This window comes from Amphibacillus xylanus NBRC 15112, from assembly GCF_000307165.1.
GTDB classification, from domain to species: Bacteria; Bacillota; Bacilli; order Bacillales; family Amphibacillaceae; genus Amphibacillus; species Amphibacillus xylanus.
The window spans coordinates 1,328,091-1,349,533 of the sequence record NC_018704.1; the positions used below are offsets into that span (position 1 = coordinate 1,328,091).

The 21,443-nt window shown below is 33.0% G+C and carries 23 protein-coding genes, 1 pseudogene and 1 riboswitch; of the genes and pseudogenes, 15 read left to right on the forward strand and 9 right to left on the reverse strand.

What is annotated here, in order from left to right; genetic code table 11:
* Positions 1–156 precede the first annotated feature (156 nt).
* The 5 genes from vrrA to AXY_RS06645 all read left to right on the forward strand — a co-directional run bounded on the left by vrrA (position 157) and on the right by AXY_RS06645 (position 3,023).
* On the forward strand, positions 157–744 hold the full coding sequence (gene vrrA / locus AXY_RS12280; protein ID WP_015010024.1) for a VrrA/YqfQ family protein: 588 nt from the start codon (positions 157–159) through the stop codon (positions 742–744).
* A 56-nt stretch (positions 745–800) separates the two neighbouring features.
* Complete coding sequence (gene msrB / locus AXY_RS06630) at positions 801–1,766, forward strand: peptide-methionine (R)-S-oxide reductase MsrB (protein ID WP_015010025.1); 966 nt, start codon at positions 801–803, stop codon at positions 1,764–1,766.
* 164 nt (positions 1,767–1,930) lie between these two features.
* Positions 1,931–2,137 carry a DUF6501 family protein gene (locus AXY_RS06635; RefSeq protein WP_015010026.1) on the forward strand — a complete coding sequence of 69 codons (207 nt, stop codon included), beginning with the start codon at positions 1,931–1,933 and terminating at the stop codon, positions 2,135–2,137.
* Positions 2,138–2,203: 66 nt separating this feature from the next.
* Positions 2,204–2,752: a histidine phosphatase family protein gene (locus tag AXY_RS06640; protein ID WP_015010027.1), complete on the forward strand. Its 549-nt coding sequence runs from the start codon at positions 2,204–2,206 to the stop codon at positions 2,750–2,752.
* 31 nt (positions 2,753–2,783) lie between these two features.
* Positions 2,784–3,023, forward strand: coding sequence for an indolepyruvate ferredoxin oxidoreductase subunit alpha (locus tag AXY_RS06645; RefSeq protein ID WP_015010028.1), 240 nt, complete (start codon positions 2,784–2,786; stop codon positions 3,021–3,023).
* 215 nt (positions 3,024–3,238) lie between these two features.
* Here AXY_RS06645 and AXY_RS06650 read toward each other — a convergent pair whose 3' ends face one another.
* Positions 3,239–3,520, reverse strand: a complete 282-nt coding sequence (locus AXY_RS06650) for an acylphosphatase (protein WP_015010029.1) — start codon at positions 3,518–3,520, stop codon at positions 3,239–3,241.
* A gap of 150 nt (positions 3,521–3,670) precedes the next feature.
* Here AXY_RS06650 and AXY_RS06655 point away from each other — a divergent pair, with 150 nt between their 5' ends.
* The 6 genes from AXY_RS06655 to AXY_RS06680 all read left to right on the forward strand — a co-directional run bounded on the left by AXY_RS06655 (position 3,671) and on the right by AXY_RS06680 (position 9,448).
* On the forward strand, positions 3,671–4,039 hold the full coding sequence (locus AXY_RS06655; protein ID WP_041450294.1) for an iron chaperone: 369 nt from the start codon (positions 3,671–3,673) through the stop codon (positions 4,037–4,039).
* 266 nt (positions 4,040–4,305) lie between these two features.
* Positions 4,306–5,229, forward strand: a complete 924-nt coding sequence (locus AXY_RS06660; RefSeq protein ID WP_015010031.1) for a peptidase U32 family protein — start codon at positions 4,306–4,308, stop codon at positions 5,227–5,229.
* 17 nt (positions 5,230–5,246) lie between these two features.
* The gene (locus AXY_RS06665; protein ID WP_015010032.1) at positions 5,247–6,470 is read left to right on the forward strand and encodes a peptidase U32 family protein; all 1,224 of its coding nucleotides are present in this window, start codon (positions 5,247–5,249) and stop codon (positions 6,468–6,470) included.
* A gap of 149 nt (positions 6,471–6,619) precedes the next feature.
* On the forward strand, positions 6,620–6,988 hold the full coding sequence (locus AXY_RS06670; protein ID WP_015010033.1) for a VOC family protein: 369 nt from the start codon (positions 6,620–6,622) through the stop codon (positions 6,986–6,988).
* Positions 6,989–7,025: 37 nt separating this feature from the next.
* Positions 7,026–7,532 carry a GNAT family N-acetyltransferase gene (locus AXY_RS06675; RefSeq protein WP_015010034.1) on the forward strand — a complete coding sequence of 169 codons (507 nt, stop codon included), beginning with the start codon at positions 7,026–7,028 and terminating at the stop codon, positions 7,530–7,532.
* A gap of 506 nt (positions 7,533–8,038) precedes the next feature.
* A complete protein-coding gene (locus AXY_RS06680) occupies positions 8,039–9,448 on the forward strand; it encodes a family 43 glycosylhydrolase (protein WP_015010035.1) in 1,410 nt (469 codons plus the stop codon).
* Between the two features lie 380 nt (positions 9,449–9,828).
* Here AXY_RS06680 and AXY_RS06685 read toward each other — a convergent pair whose 3' ends face one another.
* From AXY_RS06685 to AXY_RS06705, 5 genes and pseudogenes are all read right to left on the reverse strand, one after another.
* Positions 9,829–10,011 (reverse strand): hypothetical protein, encoded by a 183-nt coding sequence (locus AXY_RS06685; RefSeq protein ID WP_015010036.1) that lies wholly within the window; start codon positions 10,009–10,011, stop codon positions 9,829–9,831.
* Positions 10,008–10,283, reverse strand: coding sequence for a VOC family protein (locus AXY_RS06690; protein ID WP_051007532.1), 276 nt, complete (start codon positions 10,281–10,283; stop codon positions 10,008–10,010). Before AXY_RS06690 ends, AXY_RS06685 begins: the two co-directional genes overlap by 4 nt.
* Positions 10,270–11,124, reverse strand: coding sequence for a DegV family protein (locus tag AXY_RS06695; protein ID WP_015010038.1), 855 nt, complete (start codon positions 11,122–11,124; stop codon positions 10,270–10,272). The genes AXY_RS06690 and AXY_RS06695 overlap by 14 nt, the downstream gene beginning before the upstream one ends.
* A 120-nt stretch (positions 11,125–11,244) precedes the next feature.
* Positions 11,245–11,598, reverse strand: a pseudogene (locus tag AXY_RS06700) (DUF2200 domain-containing protein).
* A 141-nt stretch (positions 11,599–11,739) separates the two neighbouring features.
* The gene (locus AXY_RS06705) at positions 11,740–13,314 is read right to left on the reverse strand and encodes an FAD-dependent oxidoreductase (RefSeq protein ID WP_015010041.1); all 1,575 of its coding nucleotides are present in this window, start codon (positions 13,312–13,314) and stop codon (positions 11,740–11,742) included.
* Between the two features lie 277 nt (positions 13,315–13,591).
* A riboswitch (cobalamin riboswitch) is annotated at positions 13,592–13,775 on the forward strand.
* Between the two features lie 198 nt (positions 13,776–13,973).
* Between AXY_RS06705 and AXY_RS06710 the strand changes: the two genes are divergently transcribed.
* Genes AXY_RS06710 through nrdF form a run of 4 tightly spaced genes read left to right on the forward strand, consistent with a single transcriptional unit; the run spans position 13,974 to position 17,802 of the window.
* Positions 13,974–14,195: a glutaredoxin family protein gene (locus AXY_RS06710; RefSeq protein WP_015010042.1), complete on the forward strand. Its 222-nt coding sequence runs from the start codon at positions 13,974–13,976 to the stop codon at positions 14,193–14,195.
* A 2-nt stretch (positions 14,196–14,197) separates the two neighbouring features.
* A complete protein-coding gene (gene nrdI / locus AXY_RS06715) occupies positions 14,198–14,587 on the forward strand; it encodes a class Ib ribonucleoside-diphosphate reductase assembly flavoprotein NrdI (RefSeq protein WP_015010043.1) in 390 nt (129 codons plus the stop codon).
* Positions 14,574–16,769, forward strand: a complete 2,196-nt coding sequence (nrdE, locus tag AXY_RS06720; protein ID WP_015010044.1) for a class 1b ribonucleoside-diphosphate reductase subunit alpha — start codon at positions 14,574–14,576, stop codon at positions 16,767–16,769. Before nrdI ends, nrdE begins: the two co-directional genes overlap by 14 nt.
* Before the next feature lie 25 nt (positions 16,770–16,794).
* Positions 16,795–17,802: a class 1b ribonucleoside-diphosphate reductase subunit beta gene (gene nrdF / locus AXY_RS06725; protein WP_015010045.1), complete on the forward strand. Its 1,008-nt coding sequence runs from the start codon at positions 16,795–16,797 to the stop codon at positions 17,800–17,802.
* Between the two features lie 385 nt (positions 17,803–18,187).
* Here the strand turns inward: nrdF and AXY_RS06730 are convergent, their stop codons facing one another.
* The 3 genes from AXY_RS06730 to AXY_RS06740 all read right to left on the reverse strand — a co-directional run bounded on the left by AXY_RS06730 (position 18,188) and on the right by AXY_RS06740 (position 21,399).
* The gene (locus AXY_RS06730; RefSeq protein WP_015010046.1) at positions 18,188–19,027 is read right to left on the reverse strand and encodes a hypothetical protein; all 840 of its coding nucleotides are present in this window, start codon (positions 19,025–19,027) and stop codon (positions 18,188–18,190) included.
* Between the two features lie 211 nt (positions 19,028–19,238).
* Positions 19,239–20,165 (reverse strand): 2-dehydropantoate 2-reductase, encoded by a 927-nt coding sequence (gene panE, locus AXY_RS06735; protein ID WP_015010047.1) that lies wholly within the window; start codon positions 20,163–20,165, stop codon positions 19,239–19,241.
* Between the two features lie 25 nt (positions 20,166–20,190).
* The gene (locus AXY_RS06740; protein ID WP_197536009.1) at positions 20,191–21,399 is read right to left on the reverse strand and encodes an AI-2E family transporter; all 1,209 of its coding nucleotides are present in this window, start codon (positions 21,397–21,399) and stop codon (positions 20,191–20,193) included.
* Between the last annotated feature and the right edge of the window lie 44 nt (positions 21,400–21,443).

Consider the following 21,443-nt stretch of genomic DNA (forward strand, 5'->3'; position numbering starts at 1 on the left):
TCCTAAGACTGTCAATTGATTGATTATTATGCGCTTGCCTGGGAAATAAATCAGGCATTTGTTTTAATGATGACTTGTTAACTTATTAGATTTTAATCACATTTTCATTGATTTCACGTAGACTATTGTACGGGAAAAATGAAAAGAGGGAAAGTCATGAAACAAATGCCTGTAAATTATCATACTCCAATGCCATTCCAACCTATGAGACCAATGCAACCACGATGGTCACCTTATCAAACTCTTGGACAACAAGCTATTCAACATACACAGCAAATTGGTTCAGCCTCTACTAAAAGTTCTAGTTCAGGTTTATTAGGCTTATTGAAAAAATTAAATCCCTCTGGTGGTGGATTATTTGAAACTTTAGATAAGATTCAACATTTCTTAAAGATGTCTCAATCAATTGCTCCAAAAATTCAAGAGTACGCACCACTGATAAAGAATTTACCAACGATGCTGGAACTGATGAAAGAGTTTGAAGATGATGATGAAGGGGAAACTAATGAAGTAGCAAACAGTGATCTTGCTGAGAATACTGATGGCGATACAGATCTACTTGATCAAATTTTAGGTATAGAAGAAGTAGAAGAAGTAAAAGAAGAACCAAAAACAACAAAAAAGCAAGAAGCGGTAGCAATCAAAATTGAAGACAAGAATACCAAGGGCGATAATTTATTTAAAATTGAAACGATGTCTGAAGAGAATAATGTAAACTATCATGCACCTATGCTATTTGTTTGATAATTGAATGGTATCCACATACAATAAGAGAAACTCTAGGAAATGAGGAAAACAATATGTCAATGAATAATCATGCGATCGCTACATTTGCTGGTGGTTGTTTTTGGTGTATGGTTGAGCCGTTTGATGAACAACCAGGTATTATTTCAGTCATTTCTGGTTACACTGGGGGAAATAAAGAGCACCCAACTTATGAAGAGGTAGCTAGTCATACAACAGGTCATTATGAAGCGGTACAAATCACATATGATCCAAATCTTTTTCCATATGAGAAGTTAGTAGAATTATTTTGGCAACAAATTGATCCCACAGATGCTGGAGGTCAATTTAACGACCGTGGGGAATCATATCAAACAGCTATCTTTTATCACAATGAAGAACAAAAAGAAATAGCAGAAAAATCAAAAAAAGCATTAGCAGCATCGGGGAAATTTGATCGACCGATTGTTACGAAGATACTACCGGCGAAGACCTTTTATCGTGCTGAAGATAATCATCAAGACTACTATAAGAAAAATCGATTCCATTACCAGCTTTATAAGAAGGGCTCTGGTCGAGAGGACTTTATTAATCAACATTGGAAGCCAAAGTTTTCTCAAGCAGAATTAAAGAAGAAATTAACGCCGATTCAGTACCATGTGACAAAAGAAAATGGAACTGAACGTCCGTTCGAGAATGAATATTACGATCTAGAGGAAGATGGTATTTACGTTGATATTATAAGTGGTGAACCATTATTCTCTTCATTGGATAAATATGATGCCGGCTGTGGTTGGCCAAGCTTCACTAAACCAATTAATAAAAATGAATTAGAAGAATTATTAGATACATCATATGGTATGAGACGAATAGAGGTAAGAAGCAAAACTGCTGATAGTCATTTAGGGCATATTTTTGATGATGGTCCTATTGAACAAGGTGGTATGCGATATTGTATTAACTCAGCTGCGATGAGATTTATTCCTAAGGATAAATTAGAAGCAGAGGGCTATGGAAGGTATAAACGTTTATTTGATAAATAGGAAATCTAAATTTAGTTACTAATCAGACAAGTTTTGCTGAGTTATCTAGGAAAAACATAAATAATTAAACTATTATGTCGATATATTGCTAACAATGGTTATTTTTTTAGTAAAAACGTGCTAAAATAGTAAGTAAAGAGACATAATAAGGAGGGCTGTACACATTGATTCATAAAAATTGGGAAAATAAAGATACCATTAAAACAATCAAGTGTGTGCATGCAGACGCAAAGAAATTTGTAGTCAACAATATGCTAACACCAGGTAAGAGTTACCCAGTAAAAAATGAGACCGATGAATTTTATTTTATCATTGACAATTCTAACCGGATTGGCGGTTTCAAAAAAGAATACTTCACAGAATTGAATTAATTTTCCATCAACATATGACTTTCTGATAACGACGGTAAGTATAATGCTTGTTTAGGAGATGATCCAATGAAGAAGCTCGTTTTGATTAGACATTGTCAAGCTGAAGGCCGGCATAGAGATTCACCTCTAACATACCATGGGATAAACCAAGCCCATCGCTTGGCTGAATTCTTAGAAGAAAAGGATTATCAGATTGATAAAGTCTTTTCTAGCCCTTATATGCGTTCACTCGAAACAATTAGGCCCTATTCTTTAAAAACCGGGGTTAAAATCGTGGTGGATTCACGCTTGTCAGAACGCATTCTAAGCTCAGAGCCTGTTGAGGATTGGCTAGATGCTATTGAAACTTCTTTTGAGGACTTGGATTATGCTTTGCCAGGTGGAGAATCTTCTAATGATGCACTTAACCGTGTATTAGAATTAATAGAGGAAATTAAACAAGATGAAGATGACTGTGAAACTGTTGCTTTTGTAACACATGGTAATTTACTATCAATACTTTTGAGGCATTTTGATCATAGCTATGGATTTAAACAGTGGCGATTATTAAGAAAACCTGATGTTTTTATTATTGAGTATGATCAAGAAAATTGTCAGCTTCAACATATTTGGTAATTGTTATTTTATTTTTGGGGGAGGAAAAATAATGGCATTTGTCATTACATCACCGTGTATTGGAGAGAAATACGGTGAGTGTGCAGAAGTTTGTCCAGTGGATTGTATTGAAGAAGGGGAAGAGATGTTTTACATTGATCCAGATCTTTGTATTGATTGTGGAGCTTGTGAAGCGGTTTGCCCTGTCGAGGCAATCTTTATGGAAAGTGAAGTTCCTGATGAGGAACATGAATACATTGCATTAAACCGTCGTTTTTTTGAAGAAAAATAATATAACCTGTTATACCGTTACCTAGAAAAAGGTGGCGGTTTTTATTTGCTCACTGAAAAATCATGTGATGTTATAACAAAGTATCCATTGAAATTTGTAATATATATAAAATATTTAATAAATATTCCTTTGCATTTTTTGATTAAATAAGTAAAGTAAGTGAAGAGTAAAAATTTTAAGTCGTGTAGTACATTTGCTACACGACTTTTTTATGTTTAATGTTTTAAATTAAACGTTCGATAATTAATTAACTGATCAGAAATTGAAAGTTCTACGTTTCTAACTTTAGCAACTCGACTTGGTCCTGCTTTAATCTGATCAATAAATTGATATAACTGCTCAGCTTTTCCTTCTGCTTCTATTTCAACAGTACTATCAGGCAAATTTCTAACCCAACCAGTAATACCATATTTATCAGCGAGCTGCAACGTTGTAAAACGAAATCCAACTCCTTGGACCCGACCAGAAATAATCATATGTGCATGTAACTTCGCCATTTTCTCACCTCAATATTTATCATAACTATTTTTCAACCGCCTAAACAACGACTATAAAAAAATATATAACAATCGGATAAAATCAGTGTTTAAGATTAGACTATGAATACATTATACGATAAAATTTAAGCAAAGAGAGGAGTGGTTGTAATCAATACTTTTTCTGATTTTTTAGCAAAAATTGATAACGTAAATCACCGTGAAAGAACTGAAGCAATATTAGACTGGATATTGAAGACATTTCCAAACTTAAAACCAGAAATTAAATGGAATCAACCAATGTTTACTGATCATGGCACATATATTATAGGCTTTAGTACTGCAAAAAAACATTTAGCTGTTGCTCCTGAGGAAGTAACGATTGCTAAATTCTCAGATCAAATTAAGAATTCTGGATACTCTCACACTAAAGGGCTATTTCGAATTGGGTGGGAACAGGAAGTTGATTATAAGTTACTTGAAGAGATAATTAAATTTAATATTGAGGATAAATTAGATACAACTACATTTTGGCGCTAACTATAAGAACTAGTCTAAAATCTTAACTTACTAAGATTTTGGACTTTTTTATTATTGACACAATTTCGTCATATTTACTAGTTTAAAATATAAATAAGTAAGAAAAAGTGTGATATATGTCACTGATTTTATATCTGATTGCTTCATAATAATTGTAGTCAATTTATTTTTAATCAGGACGGAGTTAATTTTAGCTAATTATCAATCAGCTAAAATTTTTTTCTGTTTATAATAGAAGTTAGTGATTTTTTAAAGGAGATAAGACAATGACGTTATATATACCTGAATTACAAGCATCTGCAAGAAATATTGATGAAGTAAAACGATTAGCTCTTGCTGGTGCTGATGCATTATTAATTGGTCATCAACAATTTGCTAACCGTGTACCTGGCGATTTTGAACTGTCTGACATTCGTGAGGCAACCGAATGGCTTCATAACCAAGGTAAGAAAGTATATGTTAGGGTCAATGCGATTTACCACAATCAACATTTAACCGAATTACCAAGTTATTTAAAAGAGTTAGAAGAAATCAATGTTGATGGCATTATTGCAGGAGATCAATCTATTTATCAAATTTTATCTGATATTAATAGTTCTTTACCTCTAACTTGGGATCCAGAAACATTATCAACGAACTATCAAACATTGAATTTCTGGGCTAATAGAGGTTTAAAACGAGCAACATTATCTAATGAGCTGTCTTTAACTGCTGTGTTTGAGATGAAAGAGAAAGTTAATTTTCCAATTAATATTCAAGTTCACGGTATGACTAATATTTTTCATTCTAAGCGAAAGTTAATTAGAAACTACTACAATCAAATCGATCAAGCATATGATTCAACCGTTCAACGTTATATTAAAGAAAATAAGAAGCCCGAAACTCATTATCCAATATTTGAAGACGTAAATGGCACACACATTATGAGTAATGAGGACTTAGCAATGATTGAGTATCTTGATCAAATTCTTGATGCGAAGATTGACGGACTGTATATTGAGGGGATCCTTAAGACAATAGATTACAATGAGCAAATTGTTTCATTATACCGAGAAGCAATTGATACTTATTTAGATGATCCAGCAGCTTATGCGCTTAAAAAAGCAGACTATAAGCAAGCTATTGATGAAATTCAACCAGAGAGTCGTAGACTTAACACCGGATTCTATTTTAAAGAACAGATTTATTAATAAGAGGGGTTATATAGATGATAACTAGAAAAAAACCAGAATTACTTGCACCCGCAGGTAATTTAGAAAAACTAAAATTTGCTATACATTATGGAGCCGATGCTGTTTATATTGGTGGACAACAGTTCGGTTTAAGATCGAATGCGGGTAATTTTACTTTTGATGAAATGCGTGAAGGTGTAGCATTTGCTAATAAATATGGTGCAAAAGTATATGTTGCTGCTAACATCATTGCACACAACGAAAACTTAGAAGGTTTACATGAATATTTTAAAGAATTATATGATATTGGGATAGCAGCTGTTATCGTTGCCGATCCAGCATTAATCCAAGCCTGTCGTGAAGCAGCACCAGATTTAGAAGTGCATATTAGTACACAAGCATCTGTTGCTAACTGGAAAACAGCAGAATTTTGGAAGAATGAAGGTATTCCACGTGTTGTTCTCGCTAGAGAGGTTTCTGTTGAAGAAATTCGCGAAATGAAGGAAAAGGTTGATATTGAAATAGAGGCATTTATTCATGGTGCGATGTGTATTTCATATTCAGGTCGCTGTGTTTTATCAAATCATATGTCTGCTAGAGATGCAAATAGAGGGGGATGTGCCCAGTCATGTCGTTGGAAGTATGACCTATTTGAGGATGGAATTGATGGTACAGAGCCAATCTCAGAATTAGCTAACGAACAATACAGCATGAGCTCCCAAGACATGAGTATGGTAGAATATTTACCTGATTTAATTGAGGCAGGTGTAGATTCATTTAAAATCGAGGGTAGAATGAAGAGTATTCACTATGTCGCAACTGTTGTGAACGTCTATCGAAAAATAATTGATACTTACTTCGAAGATCCTGAGAACTACAAAATTGATCCAGAGTGGATTGATGAAATTTGGAAAGCAGCGCAACGTTCATTAACGAGTGGCTTTTACTATAATGAACCAACTGAAAAAGACCAGCTTTTCGGTAGACCTGCTAGAATTCCTAAATACGATTTTGCTGGATTAGTTTTGGATTATGATGAAAATACGAAAATTGCAACAATCCAACAAAGAAATAACTTCGGTGTCGGTGATGAAGTTGAATTCTTCGGGCCAAACTTCTATCACTTTAAGCAAACAATCACTGAACTTTGGGATGAGAACGATGAACCAATTGACCGCGCTAAACATGCGATGATGATTACAAAAGTACGACTAGACCAACCAGTTGAAAAATATAATATGATGCGTAAAGGCAAATAAATCACTTATCATACCTTTTGTAAAGTTTACGATACAAAAGGTATGATTTTTTATTTTCATAAATATGAGTTGCTTAAAATTAATAGATTGACTATATTTATAAAAAGAAGTTTTTAAATTTTCAAATAATAATAGGTGGAGGTTAATATATGAGTTTTTCATTGTTGAAGATTGATCATGTTCAGTTAGCTGCTCCAAAGGGTTCTGATGACCGTGCAAGACAATTTTATTCAGACGTTTTAGGACTAAAAGAAATAGAAAAACCCGAAATATTAAGTAAACGTGGTGGAGTCTGGTTTTTAATTGGCAATCAACAAGTTCATATTGATATTGAAGAACCGTTTAATCCAGCTAAAAAGGCTCACCCTGCATTTGTTGTTGAGAATCTTAATCACTTAAAAGCACATTTATCTAAACACAATATCGAATATCAAGTTGATACACTACTACCTGGAGCCAATAGAATCTATATCAATGATCCATTTGGTAATAGAATTGAATTACTAGAGTGGAAATAAAACGAAAATGGCAATAGAAAGGTTATGGGGAGGACATATGAAATACATTGAAATTAAAAAAACTGACATGAAGGCAATACATGAATTGTCTAGTTTAGCATCTAAAATTGTGAAAGAACATTATGATCCGATTATAGGTAAAGCTCAAAATGATTATATGATCGAAAAGTTCCAATCGGTTACATCAATTCTTGAGCAATTAGCACAGAATTATCAATATTATTTCGTCACAGATTATCATAATAGAAAAATTGGGTTTATCGCTTTTTACCCTAGGAGAGACGATCTATATTTAAGTAAATTTTATCTAGAAAAAGAGTACCGTGGTCAAGGCATAGCAAGTGAAATGTTTGATTTCGTAAAAAGTAAAGCACAAGCATTAGGCTTTAATATAATTGTACTTAATGTAAATAAGGAAAATCTAGTTGCCATTCGTGCTTATGAAAGATTGGGTTTAATTCGGATTACTGAGGAGAAAATTGATATCGGTAACGGCTATTATATGGATGATTATGTTTATCAATATTTAATCAAAAATAAGTAAAAAGAAGTTGTCATTATCTTAAAAGTAAAGAATTAACTGGTTTTTTTTATTCAAAAAAATCATATTATAAACATATATGGAAAAATATTATTACAGAGGAGATGTATGATGAAAAGATTTTTTTACTGATTATGATTTTTAGCTTTTTAGTTGGTTGTTCCGCAGAAGCAGAGTATAATGCAGACGTCGATAGAACAATTATATCCTCGACTAATCTAGAAAAAAACGAAAGTTTATATATTAGATGATTATGATAACTTGTTTGTGATAAAAAACGAATCGATATTAAAATATGTAGCACTTCCTGAAGGATAATTATTAATTCTTAAAATCTGACAAAATCGCATTAATTATGCCATCGAATATAGAAATTGTCTATTATACTATGAAATTTGACTTGTTAATGCAAGCGCTTTACAATTACAATAGAGTATAAGAGATTTGAATCTCTAGCTTAAAGATATAGCAATGTTTAGTATAATAAAAATTTTGGTGGTGTATATTTTATGAAAAAACAAGGGTTTAATCCATATCTTCCATCATGGGAATATATCCCTGATGCAGAACCTTATGTATTTAATGATCGCGTTTATATTTATGGTTCGCATGATCGTTTTAACGGAGATGTTTATTGCTTAAACGATTATGTTACTTGGTCTGCACCAGTTGATGACTTAACAGACTGGCGCTATGAAGGTGTTATTTATAAGAAAACTGACGATCCACTGAACAAGGATGGTAGCATGTGTCTTTATGCACCGGATGTGACAATTGGTCCAGATGGTCGTTATTATTTATACTATAACCTAGATAAAACACCTCTAGTATCAGTAGCAGTATCTGATTCACCAGCAGGGAAATTCGAGTTTTATGGTTATGTTCAAGATAAAGACGGAAATCGTCTAGGTGAAAGACCTGGAGATGAACCACAATTTGATCCAGGTGTATTAACTGAAGGAGATAAGACATTATTATTAACTGGATTCTGTGCAGTTGGTGATAAATCACGTACAGGTGCTATGGCAACAGTACTTGGACCAGATATGATTACGATTGTTGAAGAAACAGTTACTGTATTGCCAAGCGAACCATATGCTAAAGGTAGTGGTTTTGAAGGTCATGAGTTTTTCGAAGCACCTTCACCAAGAAAAATTGGCGACACATATTATATTATTTATTCTTCAACTGTATTTCATGAACTATGCTATGCAACAAGTAAGCATCCAACAAAAGGCTATGAGTTCCAAGGTGTTATTGTAAGTAATAATGATATGCACATTGATACTTATAAGCCAGCTAATAAACCAATGGCTTACGGTGGAAATAACCACGGAAGTATTGTTGAAATTAATGGCCAGTGGTATATTTTCTACCATAGACATACAAATGGTTCAAACTTTAGCCGCCAAGCATGCTTAGAACCAATTGAAGTATTAGAGGATGGTTCAATTCCACAGGTAGAGATGACATCATGCGGTCCTAATGGTGGACCATTGGAAGGACGCGGAGAGTATCCTACTTATATCGCTTGTAATTTATTCCATAAAGATGAACAAGCTTATTCAGGAGATCTGTGGATGAATACTCAATTCCCACGCATTACTCAAGATGGTAAAGATGGCGATGAGGAAATCGGCTATATTCAAAATATGACTGATTCTTCAACAGCAGGATTTAAGTATTTTGACATTAAAGATGTAACTAAGTTTAGAATTAAATATAGAGGCTATTGTAATGGTCACTTTGAAGTGAAAACTACATGGGATGGCGAAGTACTTGCAACGTTCCCGGTAAGCAATAAAAATATTTGGACTGAAGTAGAATCAGATATTAATATGCCGAACGGCATCCAGTCAATCTATATCACATATAGAGGACACGGTCGACCAAGCTTAGCTTCATTTACATTAATTTAATTTTTAATTAAAAATCCTTACTCGTTATATAAATGATGAGTAAGGATTTTTTTGTTTGTTAACGACATTTTTACGTGTTGCTAGAAGCCATTTAAACGCAATTAGAAATAGAATGATGAACAACGATACATGTAAATGCGTTAAAATGACGATTTAGAAAATACCTTAAAAGTTTTAAGCATTTAATCTTGAAAAATTATACTACTATGATGATTTTATTCGCTAAGATGATAACTATCTATATTAAATACCAACAAACATATAACTTCCTATAATTTATATTATGTAAACTAGAGTGAAGAAAAAGAAATAAGACAGCTACTATCAGATTTAGATAACTCTACCCTAATAAATATCCTTAAATACATTGTTTTTGTAGTTTAATTATTTTCACCGAACATATCATCAATGATATGAAATATTAAGACTGTCATCATAATGATTACCGGTGTCTTACTATGCGACATTAAATCTAAATACGGCAATATTAATGCTGCCAGTACGACGATTACAACTAATATTCGTATAAAAATAAGTCTATCGTTCAAAAATCGCTTAATCATATGATCACCACCTGATTTAGTCCTTTTAATTCCGTTACTTCATAACCTTTATCCGATAATTCTTTATACTTTGCCTCTAAATCTTCAACCCCTAATGCAATATGACCATATGCATTACCTAAGTCATATGGTTCTTCACGGTCGTAATTATAAGTAAGTTCAAGCTCATAAGATTCTCCTGGTAAAGCTAGAAATACAAGCGTAAATTTACTTTCAGGAAAGTCAGCTCTACGAGTTTCTACATAACCAATTGCTAAGTTACTTTGGTGCAATAAAAACACCAACAATATTTGGTCCTGAATGAGCACCGATTACACTTGTGAGTAGACGAATATTAATGTTCATATCAGGATATTCATTTAATAATTGAAGACGCACTTCTTCAGCAACTTCTGGAATATTACCATGCGCTACATCAATTTGAACCGGATAATCAATTGATTCAATATGCTCCTTAACTAATTCAATTAATCTATTAGTTGCACGTTTGTTTGTTCGTATTTTTTCTGCTATTTCTAAACCTTTTGAATTCTTTGCTTCAATCCGAATAATTGGTTTAATTTTTGCTAATTTAGCCACTGTTCCTAGAACTGCTGGTACTCTTCCACTTTCAACTAAATTTTGCAAATCATATATTGCTGCAAAAGCGATTACTTTTTCTCTTAATTCGTCTAAATGGGTCATAATTTCATCAACTGTTTTGCCTTGATCTGCTAAGCGTTTAGCTTCAATTGCTAAGTGACCAGCCGGAATTGAAACAAGTTTAGTGTCATAAACAGTTACTTTTGCTTGATCAATTTCCTGGGCGACTAGATTTAATGTTTGAACTGTTCCTGAAACTGTCGATCCTAAACTAATACTTAATATCTCATCATATTCTTGACTTAATTTATTATATAATTGAAAGGCTTCATTAGGTTGAGGTTGCGAAGTTGACGGTACTTTACTTGAGTTAGCCATTTTCGCATAAAATTCTTGATTGGTAATCTCAAAGCCATCTTTATAAGTCCTGTCTTCAAATACAATTTCTATTGGTAATATGTATATTCCTAATTCTTCAGCTTGTTCAGGTGTAATATTGCAGCCTGTATCAGTCACAATTGCAATACTCATTACTGATCCTCCATTCTGATCTCTTTATATTAGTTTATCATATTTAATGATACTAAAGGTCTTATAGCAGAATAACAAGAAAAACGTGACATTTTAATAAACAGATGTCACGTTTCAATGTTATGAATTCCTTAGTATCTTTTCCATTGCTTTACCTTTTGCTAATTCATCAATTAACTTGTCCATGTATCTAATTTCTTGCATAATTGGTTCTTCAATTTCTTCTACTCTGACACCACAAAGTACACCTTTAATTAACTATCTATTTGGATGTAATTTAGGTGCATGTGTAAAGAAGTTTTCAAAATCTGTCTCAAGTTCTATATGTTTATTTACTTCATCCATGCTATAGCCCGTTAACCAAGTAATAATTTGATCGACTTCTTCCTTTGTCCGTCCTTTTCGTTCTACCTTTTTTATATAAAGTGGATACACTTTTGCAAAACTCATTGTATAAATTTTATGTTTGTTCACGGTGATACCCCTTTCTCTCAATTACGAATAACACTACTGATAATATTGTAACACGAATTAAGTTAATTTACGTGTTACGGTGCTTATTAAAGAGAAACATTAGATTTATAAAAGATAACACGTGCTGAACATCATATTTATTTAATAGCCCGAATCGTCAGAGGTTAGATTGTCTATCATCTTATAATCATATTTTTGTAATGGCTTTTCTGCAGGGCCTTCCAAGACTACACCTGTGTAAGAAAACCTTGATCCATGACATGGGCAATCCCACGACCTCTCACCTCTATTCCAATCAACTTCACAACCGATATGAGTACATGTGGTGTCTACAATATGAATCTTCCCCTCTTTATCCTTATACGCCCCTTTTCTTTCTCCATCTATAGTCAAAATAGCCGCTTCATCATTTGCGATAGATTCAGTTGTTATATGACTTAATTGCAGCTTTCCTTTAATTAATTGTTCTACTACATTCGCATTTTGAACAATTAAGTTTTTTATACTTGGTATCGGATAAAATCTTGACGGCCTATAAAGATCTTGATAATTATTTTTTCGCTTTAACACGAGATCAGACAACAGTATAGCTGCATGAGTACCATTAGTCATACCCCACTTCCGATAACCCGTAGCAATTAAAATTCGATCTTGTCCTTGGGTTATCTTACCGACATATGGTACTTTATCGATTGTAATCAAATCCTGAGCTGACCATCGATGAGAAATTGCTTCAAGACCTAAATGATGTTTTCCGAAAACCTCTAATGCTTCATAATGCTTCAGTGTATCTTCACTTTGCCCTGTTTTATGGCTTTCCCCACCAATTAAAATCATCTCTTCATCATTAATCGTTACAGATCTTAATGATCGTTTCGGTTCATCGGCACTAAGGTACATGCCTCCAGGATATTTAATATTTGATTTTGCAGCAATAATATATGATCTTTCTGCATGCATTCTAGCTGAATATAGTCCAATCCCTTCATAAAATGGGAAATGACTGCAAGCTAATATATAATCAGCTGTTACAGAAAACTTTTCACTAGTATAAACAGTTCGTTGGATTCTTGTTTCCACATCAACAGCAGTTGTCTGCTCAAAAATTTGCGCACCTTTACTTATTATCTGTTTAACTAACGCAGTTAAATATTTTACTGGATGAAACTGTGCTTGATTACTCATGATTAAGGCATTTTTCACCTCAATACCAAATGGAATAGAATCAACCAAACTTCCTTTAATATTTAACTTCTCATAGGCAATAGCTTCTTTTTCAATTTTTTCTTGATATTTTTCTGTTGTTGCGTAAAGCCAGGCGTCTTGAGGGCTGAAATCACAATCAATTTCATGTAATTCAATCGTTTTTTTGATAAAATTCAGTGCTTCCATATTGGATTCATAATACATACCTGCTCTGTCTATACCTATGTTACGAATCAATTCATCATAAATCAGATCATGTTGTGCTGTTATTTTCGCAGTCGTATGTCCTGTGGTACCATTCAATAGCCGGTCAGATTCTAATAGGGCAACTTTCAAACCAGCATTCGTTAATAAATAGGCAGTGGTAATTCCTGTGATACCACCACCAACGATAACGGCATCAACATGAATATCTGTATTTAGCTTCGGGAAATTAGGTAATTCATCATAATTAGTCCAATAAGAATTTGGCGATTCGGGTAGTTTATCTTGTCTATATTTATTAACCATTAATTTTTCCTCCAATATTGTTGCTCTACATAATTAGCATTCCTGATTAATAAGCGATTATACCACTTTATAAAGCAACTAATTTTCTCAGCGCCTCTAGTATAAGTAATATTAGAATTAACGATTTACGGTTGACCCCTTCCCTTTTAAATAACTTGTGTTTATGGTAAACGAATACAAATGTTATGTAAGTCAATCTAGTTGTATAATAAAAATTATGTGTTATAATTCAATATGTAGTATATCGAGTTGTAATTAACAATAAAATAACACAAAATATAGTATCTTGAGTAATGGTGACATTTATATGTCTTAAAAGGGAATTCAGTCAAATCTGAAGCTGCCCCCGCAACTGTAAGTGTTGACGAACTAGCAAACCACTGTATCATTTCTTTGATATGGGAAGGGCTATAGTAGGATGAAACACTAGCCAGGAGACCTGCCAATACTTATAGTTTCTATTTTTCGGGGATGAAAAAGCAGAAACGATAGAACATTATCACTACCTTTCTGTCGTTTTACGCCATTCATGCTCTAATGAATGGTTTTTTATTATTTAAAGGGAGGGAAATTTAATGCTTGCATATACTACACCCAAAATTATCTTCAAATAAAACTAAATTTTCATATACAACTTATATATACGGAGGAATTTTATCATGGAAGTAATAGTTTACTCAAAAAGCGGCTGCCCTGAATGCGTCTTTACGAAAAAATTTCTTGAGGAAGAAAATATATTATATAAGGAAAAAAGAGTTGATCAAAATAAAGCGTATTTAGATGAAGTTATAGAATTAGGATTTAGTTCTTTACCCGTCGTTAAGATAGGAGATCAAATTTTTTCAGGCTATCAACCTGATAAATTACAAACGTTGGTGTAATAATGGCTAAAATTGTATACTACTCACAAACGGGTCAAACAAGAAAATACGTTCATAAAGTAAAACAATATCAAGCAATTGAAATTACCCCGTCAAATTTTGAGATTGAGATGAACGAACCTTTTATTCTTGTTATGCCCTCATACGAACCTAACATTCATCCTATTGTAACGGATACGGCAGCTGAATTTTTAGAAACAAAATGTAATCTTACTTTATGTAAAGGGTTATTTGGAGTTGGTAATCGGAATTTCGCTAACTTGTTTTGTATTACTGCTAAAGTTCTAGCAAAGGAATACAATCTTCCTTTATTACATCAATTAGAATTCCAAGGAACCGCGTCAGATGTCACAAAATTAGAAGAGGAGTTGAAACTAATTGAGCAAATATAATATTCAAGCAATAGAAAAAACTAAAGATATTACTTACTTCAAATTAAATAATCAGGTTAATATACCGAGTGAAAATAATGAAATTCAATTAAATAAGGATAAAGAGGCTGTCAGGGCTTACTTTTTAGAACATGTTAATCCCAATACAGTGTTCTTCCACACACTTGAAGAAAAAATAAATTACTTAATTGAAAATGATTATATTGAGGAAGCATTTATAAGAAAATATGATTTTGAATTTATAAAGCAGTTATTTAACTTTTTATACGAACAAAAATTTAGATTCAATAGTTTTATGGGAGCTTATAAATTTTATAACCAATATGCACTTAAAACTAATGATGGTAGTAAATATTTAGAAAGATATGAGGATCGCATTGGATTTGTTGCTTTATATTTAGCTACAGGTGATGAAAAGTTAGCTTGGAATATTGCAAAAGAGCATATTAACAAACGTTTCCAACTAGCTACACCAACATTCTTAAACGCTGGTAAAACATCTCGTGGTGAACTTGTCAGTTGTTTCTTACTTGACATACAAGATAATATGGAATCAATTGGTCGGACAATTAATTCTGCTCTTCAACTATCAAAGCGTGGTGGCGGCGTTGGTATTAACTTAACTAATCTAAGAGAAGCTGGTGCACCAATTAAAAAGATTGCTAACGCTGGATCAGGTGTGGTTCCAGTGATGAAAATATTCGAGGACAGCTTCAGTTATGCAAATCAACTTGGACAGCGTAATGGTGCAGGTGCTGTATATTTAAATGTTTTCCATCCAGATATTTATGAGTTTTTATCTACTAAAAAGGAAAACGCTGATGAAAAAATTCGTGTGAAAACATTATCATTAGGTCTTATTGTGCCAGACAAATATTATGAATTATTAAAAACAAATGCACCAATGTATCTATTTAGTCCGTATGATATTGAACGAATCTATAGTAAGCCATTTTCTTATATCAATATTACTGAAATGTATGATGAGCTAGTGCAAAACGATAACATTAAAAAGTATAGAATTAATGCTCGCGAGCTAGAACAAGAAATCTCAAAGCTTCAACAAGAATCTGGTTACCCATATATTGTGAATATTGATACTGTAAATAATGATAACCCAATTAACGGTCAAATTATTATGAGTAATTTATGTAGTGAGATTCTACAAGTTCAATCCCCTTCTGAATTAAATGAAGATATTTCATATAAAGCAGTTGGTCACGACATCAGTTGTAATTTAGGATCAACAAATATTACCGAGATGATTAAGTCAGATAACTTTGAAGAATCAATTGATACCGCTATTCGTGCATTAACATCTGTTTCAGATATGACAAGTATTAAAGCCGTTCCGACTGTTGATAAAGGTAATCGATCATATCATTCAATTGGGCTAGGAGCAATGGGATTACATACAGCTTTAGCTACTAATCAAATTCATTATGGATCAGATGAAGCGATTGAATTTACTGATGCTTATTTTAGAGCTGTAAGATATTATGCATTAAAGACAAGTAATAAACTTGCCCAAGAAAAACAAGAGACATTTTTTGAGTTTGAGAAATCTGCATATGCTGATGGATCATATTTAAGGACAAAATACATCGATCAAGAAGAGTTTACTTTTAAGTCAGAAAAAGTGAAGGAAATATTTAAAAATGTTCCAATGCCTACAATCGAGGATTGGAAAGAATTGAATGATGATATCATGAAGCATGGGCTTTATAATGCATATTTACTTGCGATAGCACCAACAGGTAGTATTTCGTATATTAACGAGGCATCAAGTTCACTTCATCCTATTGTGAATTTAATTGAAAATAGACAAGAAGAAAATATCGGTTCAGTTTATTACCCTGCCCCTCATTTAAATAATAAAACGATTCAATATTATCAATCTGCTTATGATACAGACATGCGTGATGTAATTAATACATACGCAGCGGCTCAAAAGCACATTGATCAAGGTATGAGTCTAACGTTATTTATGCGCTCTGTCATCCCCGAAGGACTTTACGAATGGAAGAATGGAAAAACGCAAAATATGACGACAAGAGATTTGAATCGATTAAGAAATTATGCTTGGACAAAGGGAATTAAAACGATCTATTATGTTCGAACACATACTGGTAACTATTCACAAGAAATTGGTGTTAATCACTGTGAAAGTTGCATTATATAATTAGGAACTAGGAAAGGGATGTAGAATGAGAAAAAAATATTTTAATGAGATTCTAGCCAGTGAAGACAATCGTCATTCTGTTCATTACTATAAATCAATCGATTGGAATCAAATTGAAGATGGATTAGATAAAGCAACCTGGGAAAAGTTAACGAGCCAATTTTGGTTAGACACACGAATTCCGGTTAGTAATGATCGTAATGACTGGAGAATGCTCTCTGATCAAGAGCGTGATGTTATAAATAAAGCATTTGTTGGTTTAACTTTATTAGATACATTACAATCTGAAGAAGGCGCAAATGCGATGCGAGATGATGTACGAACACAACATGAAGAAGCTGTATTAAACAATATTTTATTTATGGAATCCGTACATGCAAAATCATATTCGACTATTTTCATTTCTTTAAATACAACAAATGAAATAGACAAGATTTTCGACTGGGGCAATAATAACCTGTTAATCCAATATAAAGCTAAGCGTATTAATGAAATCTATCAAAATGGCAGTCCTTTACAAAAAAAAGTAGCTAGTGTATTTCTCGAATCATTTTTATTCTATAGCGGCTTCTATGCACCACTGTGGTATTTAGGAAACAACAAGCTTGAAAATGTCGCAGAAATTATTAAGCTTATTATTCGTGACGAATCTGTTCATGGCACATATTTAGGTTATAAGTTTCAACTTGGTTTCAATGAACTATCTGAGGATAAACAAAATGAACTAAAGGATTGGATTTATGCACTTCTTTTTGACCTAATGAAAAATGAAGAGAAATTCACCGAAGAAGTTTATTCACAAGTTGGTTGGACATATGATGTGATGACTTTTGTAAAATATAATGCAAATAAGGCACTACAAAATTTAGGATTCGAAGCTTTTTATCAAGATGGGATGCCAGAGCATGTAAATCCGATTGTGATGAATGGTATTTCAACTGAATCATCAAATCATGACTTTTTCTCTCAAGTTGGCAATAGCTATTTGATTGGTGAATCAGAGGCTATGGATGAGGATGACTATAATTTTTAAATCATTAAAATCAAAAATTGATTGATAACGATCTACTTTATAATCGAGTAGAAGGCGGTTAATTACCTCCTCCTACTCGATTGTTTTAATAAATTACTTTAGAAAATCAATAAAAAAGGGTTCAATGTCAAATAGTGTTGGTAGGTTTTATAATTAGCCGAGAATAAATTTATATTAATTTTAATTAAGATACAACTTGTTCACCTGCTGTTTTTCACTTCTTAATTATAAAGGAATCTGCTGGCCTTTTTCTATTAAAACACAAAAAGGTGTCAGCGAATTCGAAAAAAAGAACTCACCAACACCAAAAATTATAGAAACTAAAAAAGCTGTACAACAATAGCGATAGCTATAAATTGTACAACTTATCAGATAACTTTTAATTTTACTGCTTAAGTGCTCCATTTGGTTTGGGTATTTCCGTATCATCAAGTAAATTCATTTCAATGAAATAGGCAAGAAATCTCTCAGCTAATTCTTTTTCATTTTCGTCTGTTTTTAAGGAAATAAGATCTGTTAAGATTTGTGCCGTCATAACATTGTCATAATATCGATATCGACCGGAATTCCATGTTGTTCGGTGCGGATAATTCTTATTAATATAGTAGTTCCAGAACAACATCTTGTCAGATTCCTCTTTAGTTAATGTAATTCGATAACTCTCATGTGCAGTAATCATACCTTCATCGTTTAACTCACCAGAAAATGTTTCATTCACCATATAGAGGCCAATAATTTTCCTATCAACTTCCTCTTCATCACTAGCTCTAACGGTTAATAAAACTGCACTATTTGGACGTAGACGAGCAACTTTATTTGGTTGACCTTCATTCTTACCGCTTTGGATCGTACCTGTTGAGACTTGCCAATCTGTAAATATAGCATCTACCTCTTCTTCCTCGATCCAGAAAACAACTTGTGAGCTTTCGTGAATTTTTATATCCTTCAGCTTATTTCTCCGATAGGCAATTTCCGCTTGTTTTCTTTGTTCTTCATCAAGTTTTTGCTGCTCTAACTCTTTTTCTGCTTTTTCCTTTGTTAGAATATCTTTCATAGATTCAGCAACATCACGATCTTTTAATTTGATAAATTTACCTAAAGCATCTGGATATACGAATTTTTTCGTATCATCCTCAAAATCAACGGTAATAAACGTCTCGTCATGATCAATAATTTTCCCCTTACCAAAAACCTCATGAGTTATTTTTTCATTAATTAAATTCACTCATTCACACCCCTATAAAATATATTCTGAAAACACATGTGCTTGTAAAATTAATAAAAAACGTACGCAGTTTCTAATCGAAAGAAGTATGCGTACGATTTGAATCGTTAGCTGGCTAATAACCTTTCTATTTCTATTTTATCACAATTTTATTTTAATTTCAAATTAGCTATTGACAGACATGTTTTGAATGTAATATAATTATTATTTTTTAGTTATTGTGCAAAAGACTTTGTTCGTAAACTTTAAGGTTTTGGTAAATTGCTCTTAGATACGGAACTTTTAGGTTCGCTTGTTCAGCAAGAGTTAATAAATGGCCATGGATATGATCTCCCTCAATCAATGATCCTTTTTCCATATCGCGTTGCATTGAGGTTTTAAAATGATATGATAACTCGTCGATTGCTAATAATTGGCCATCTTCAACATGATCAGCAATTGGTGCATGATGTGCTCTCATAATTTGGGTAACTTCGTCAAACAAGGCTTTAATGAAATCTCTGCCTCCTAAACTCTCTCGAATCGGCCCAATTGGTGCGCGCATTAATGTCGTTAGTCCTGATAGAATGGTAATGCGTAAATATTTATGCCACATATCTTGTAATATTTGTGTACTTAAAATAAAATCAGCTTTCGTCCCACTAAAAGCAGTGGCTACGCATTGAATTCGCTCTGTCATTTCATTGTTCAATTCTCCAAACACAAGCTTATCAAAAGAACTTGAATGTATGACTTCTCCTGATTCATTTAATGTCGTTTCAATTTGACATAGGCCACCAGCTACTCGTTCCTTACCAAATTCATTAATTAATTGATCTAAGTGAGAAATCCCATTTAATAAAGGGATAATAACTGTGGTTCCACCAACAAATGGTTTTAAATCCTTAATCGCTTCGTCCAAATGGTATGCCTTTGTTGAAAGTAGCACAACATCAAATGGATCTGAATGCTGGTCTTTAGTCATTAATTGTGGTTTAAATGAATAATTAGCATTTGTACTCTTGATAACTAATCCTGATTGTTCTAGTTGTTGCTTTCTTTTTTCCCTAACAAGGAAAACAACATCTTCCCCTTTTTCAACTAAGCGGCCACCAAAATAGCCACCAATTCCCCCTGCACCTAATACTAAAATTCGCATAGTCGCTCCCCCTTAATCACTGATTTTATCCTTTAACTTTCAATCTACCTTTATATTTTTCTTTTAAGACGACATTATCTTTGATCAAACGGTAAATTGCTGATGAGATCGGTACACCAAATAACATTCCCGGTACGCCCCAAAGTCCGCCCCCAATTGTTATACCGACGATAACCCATAATCCCGATAAGCCAATTGATTGACCTACGACACGCGGATAAATAATATTTCCTTCAATCTGCTGAATGACAATAATTAATACTAAAAATAATAAAGCACGAATTGGTGATTCAACTAGGATTAAGAGAAAACCAACTGATGCTGAGATATATGCACCGACAAAAGGAATATAGGCAGTGACACCTGTTAAAGCACCAATCATACCGGCATATGGGAAACGGAAAATCCACATACCAAGCGCGACCATAGAACCAAGAATAACCGCTTCAATAGTTTCTCCAACAAAGAAGCTACTAAATGAATCATTCAGCACATTTAATACATAACGCAGGTTCTGATCCAAACGTTCTGGCAAAAACGCTTTTGAGACACGTTTAAATTGTCCTGCTAATTTTTCTTTCGTTAACAAAATGTAAATAGAGATAATAATCGCTAAAAATATATTAACAATAAAATTAAATACAGATCCAATTGTTGAAACAGTTGTCTCAATGACATTTCCAGTAAAATTATTGATCATATTTAAGAATTGACTCGCAAATCCTTGCCAATCAATATCAACATCTTGGACGAAATCTGCAAGTTGTGGAAATAAATCATTATATTGAAGGATCCAATTTTCAACCATTGTAAACAATTCAGGGGCCTTTTCAATCATTGTAGCGAACACTGAAATGAGCTGTGGTGCAATTAAACTAATGACAAACACAATAATGAACAGCACAACAATAAAACTAGAAAGGATACTGACTGGTCGCCGAGTCATTCTTACCCACTTTGCATGTTTATTAGGAAAATATATTTTTTCAAATTGGACCATTAAAAGATTAATAATATAGGCAATCCCTGCTCCCATAATGATCGGTTGTAAAACCGTCATCAGAACAGACAGCCATTGAAGGACTTGTTTGTAATTTGTAATTAATAAGATTACAATCGCCCCAATAATTAAATATTTCATAATTAATTTATCAATTCGTTTATAATTATCCATGACATTTTTCCCCTTTAATTGATAAGTATTGTAGTCTAATTCTAACTGATATTTTGACATAAATCATCTTTTAATATGATAATTTTTATACAAATCAGATAATT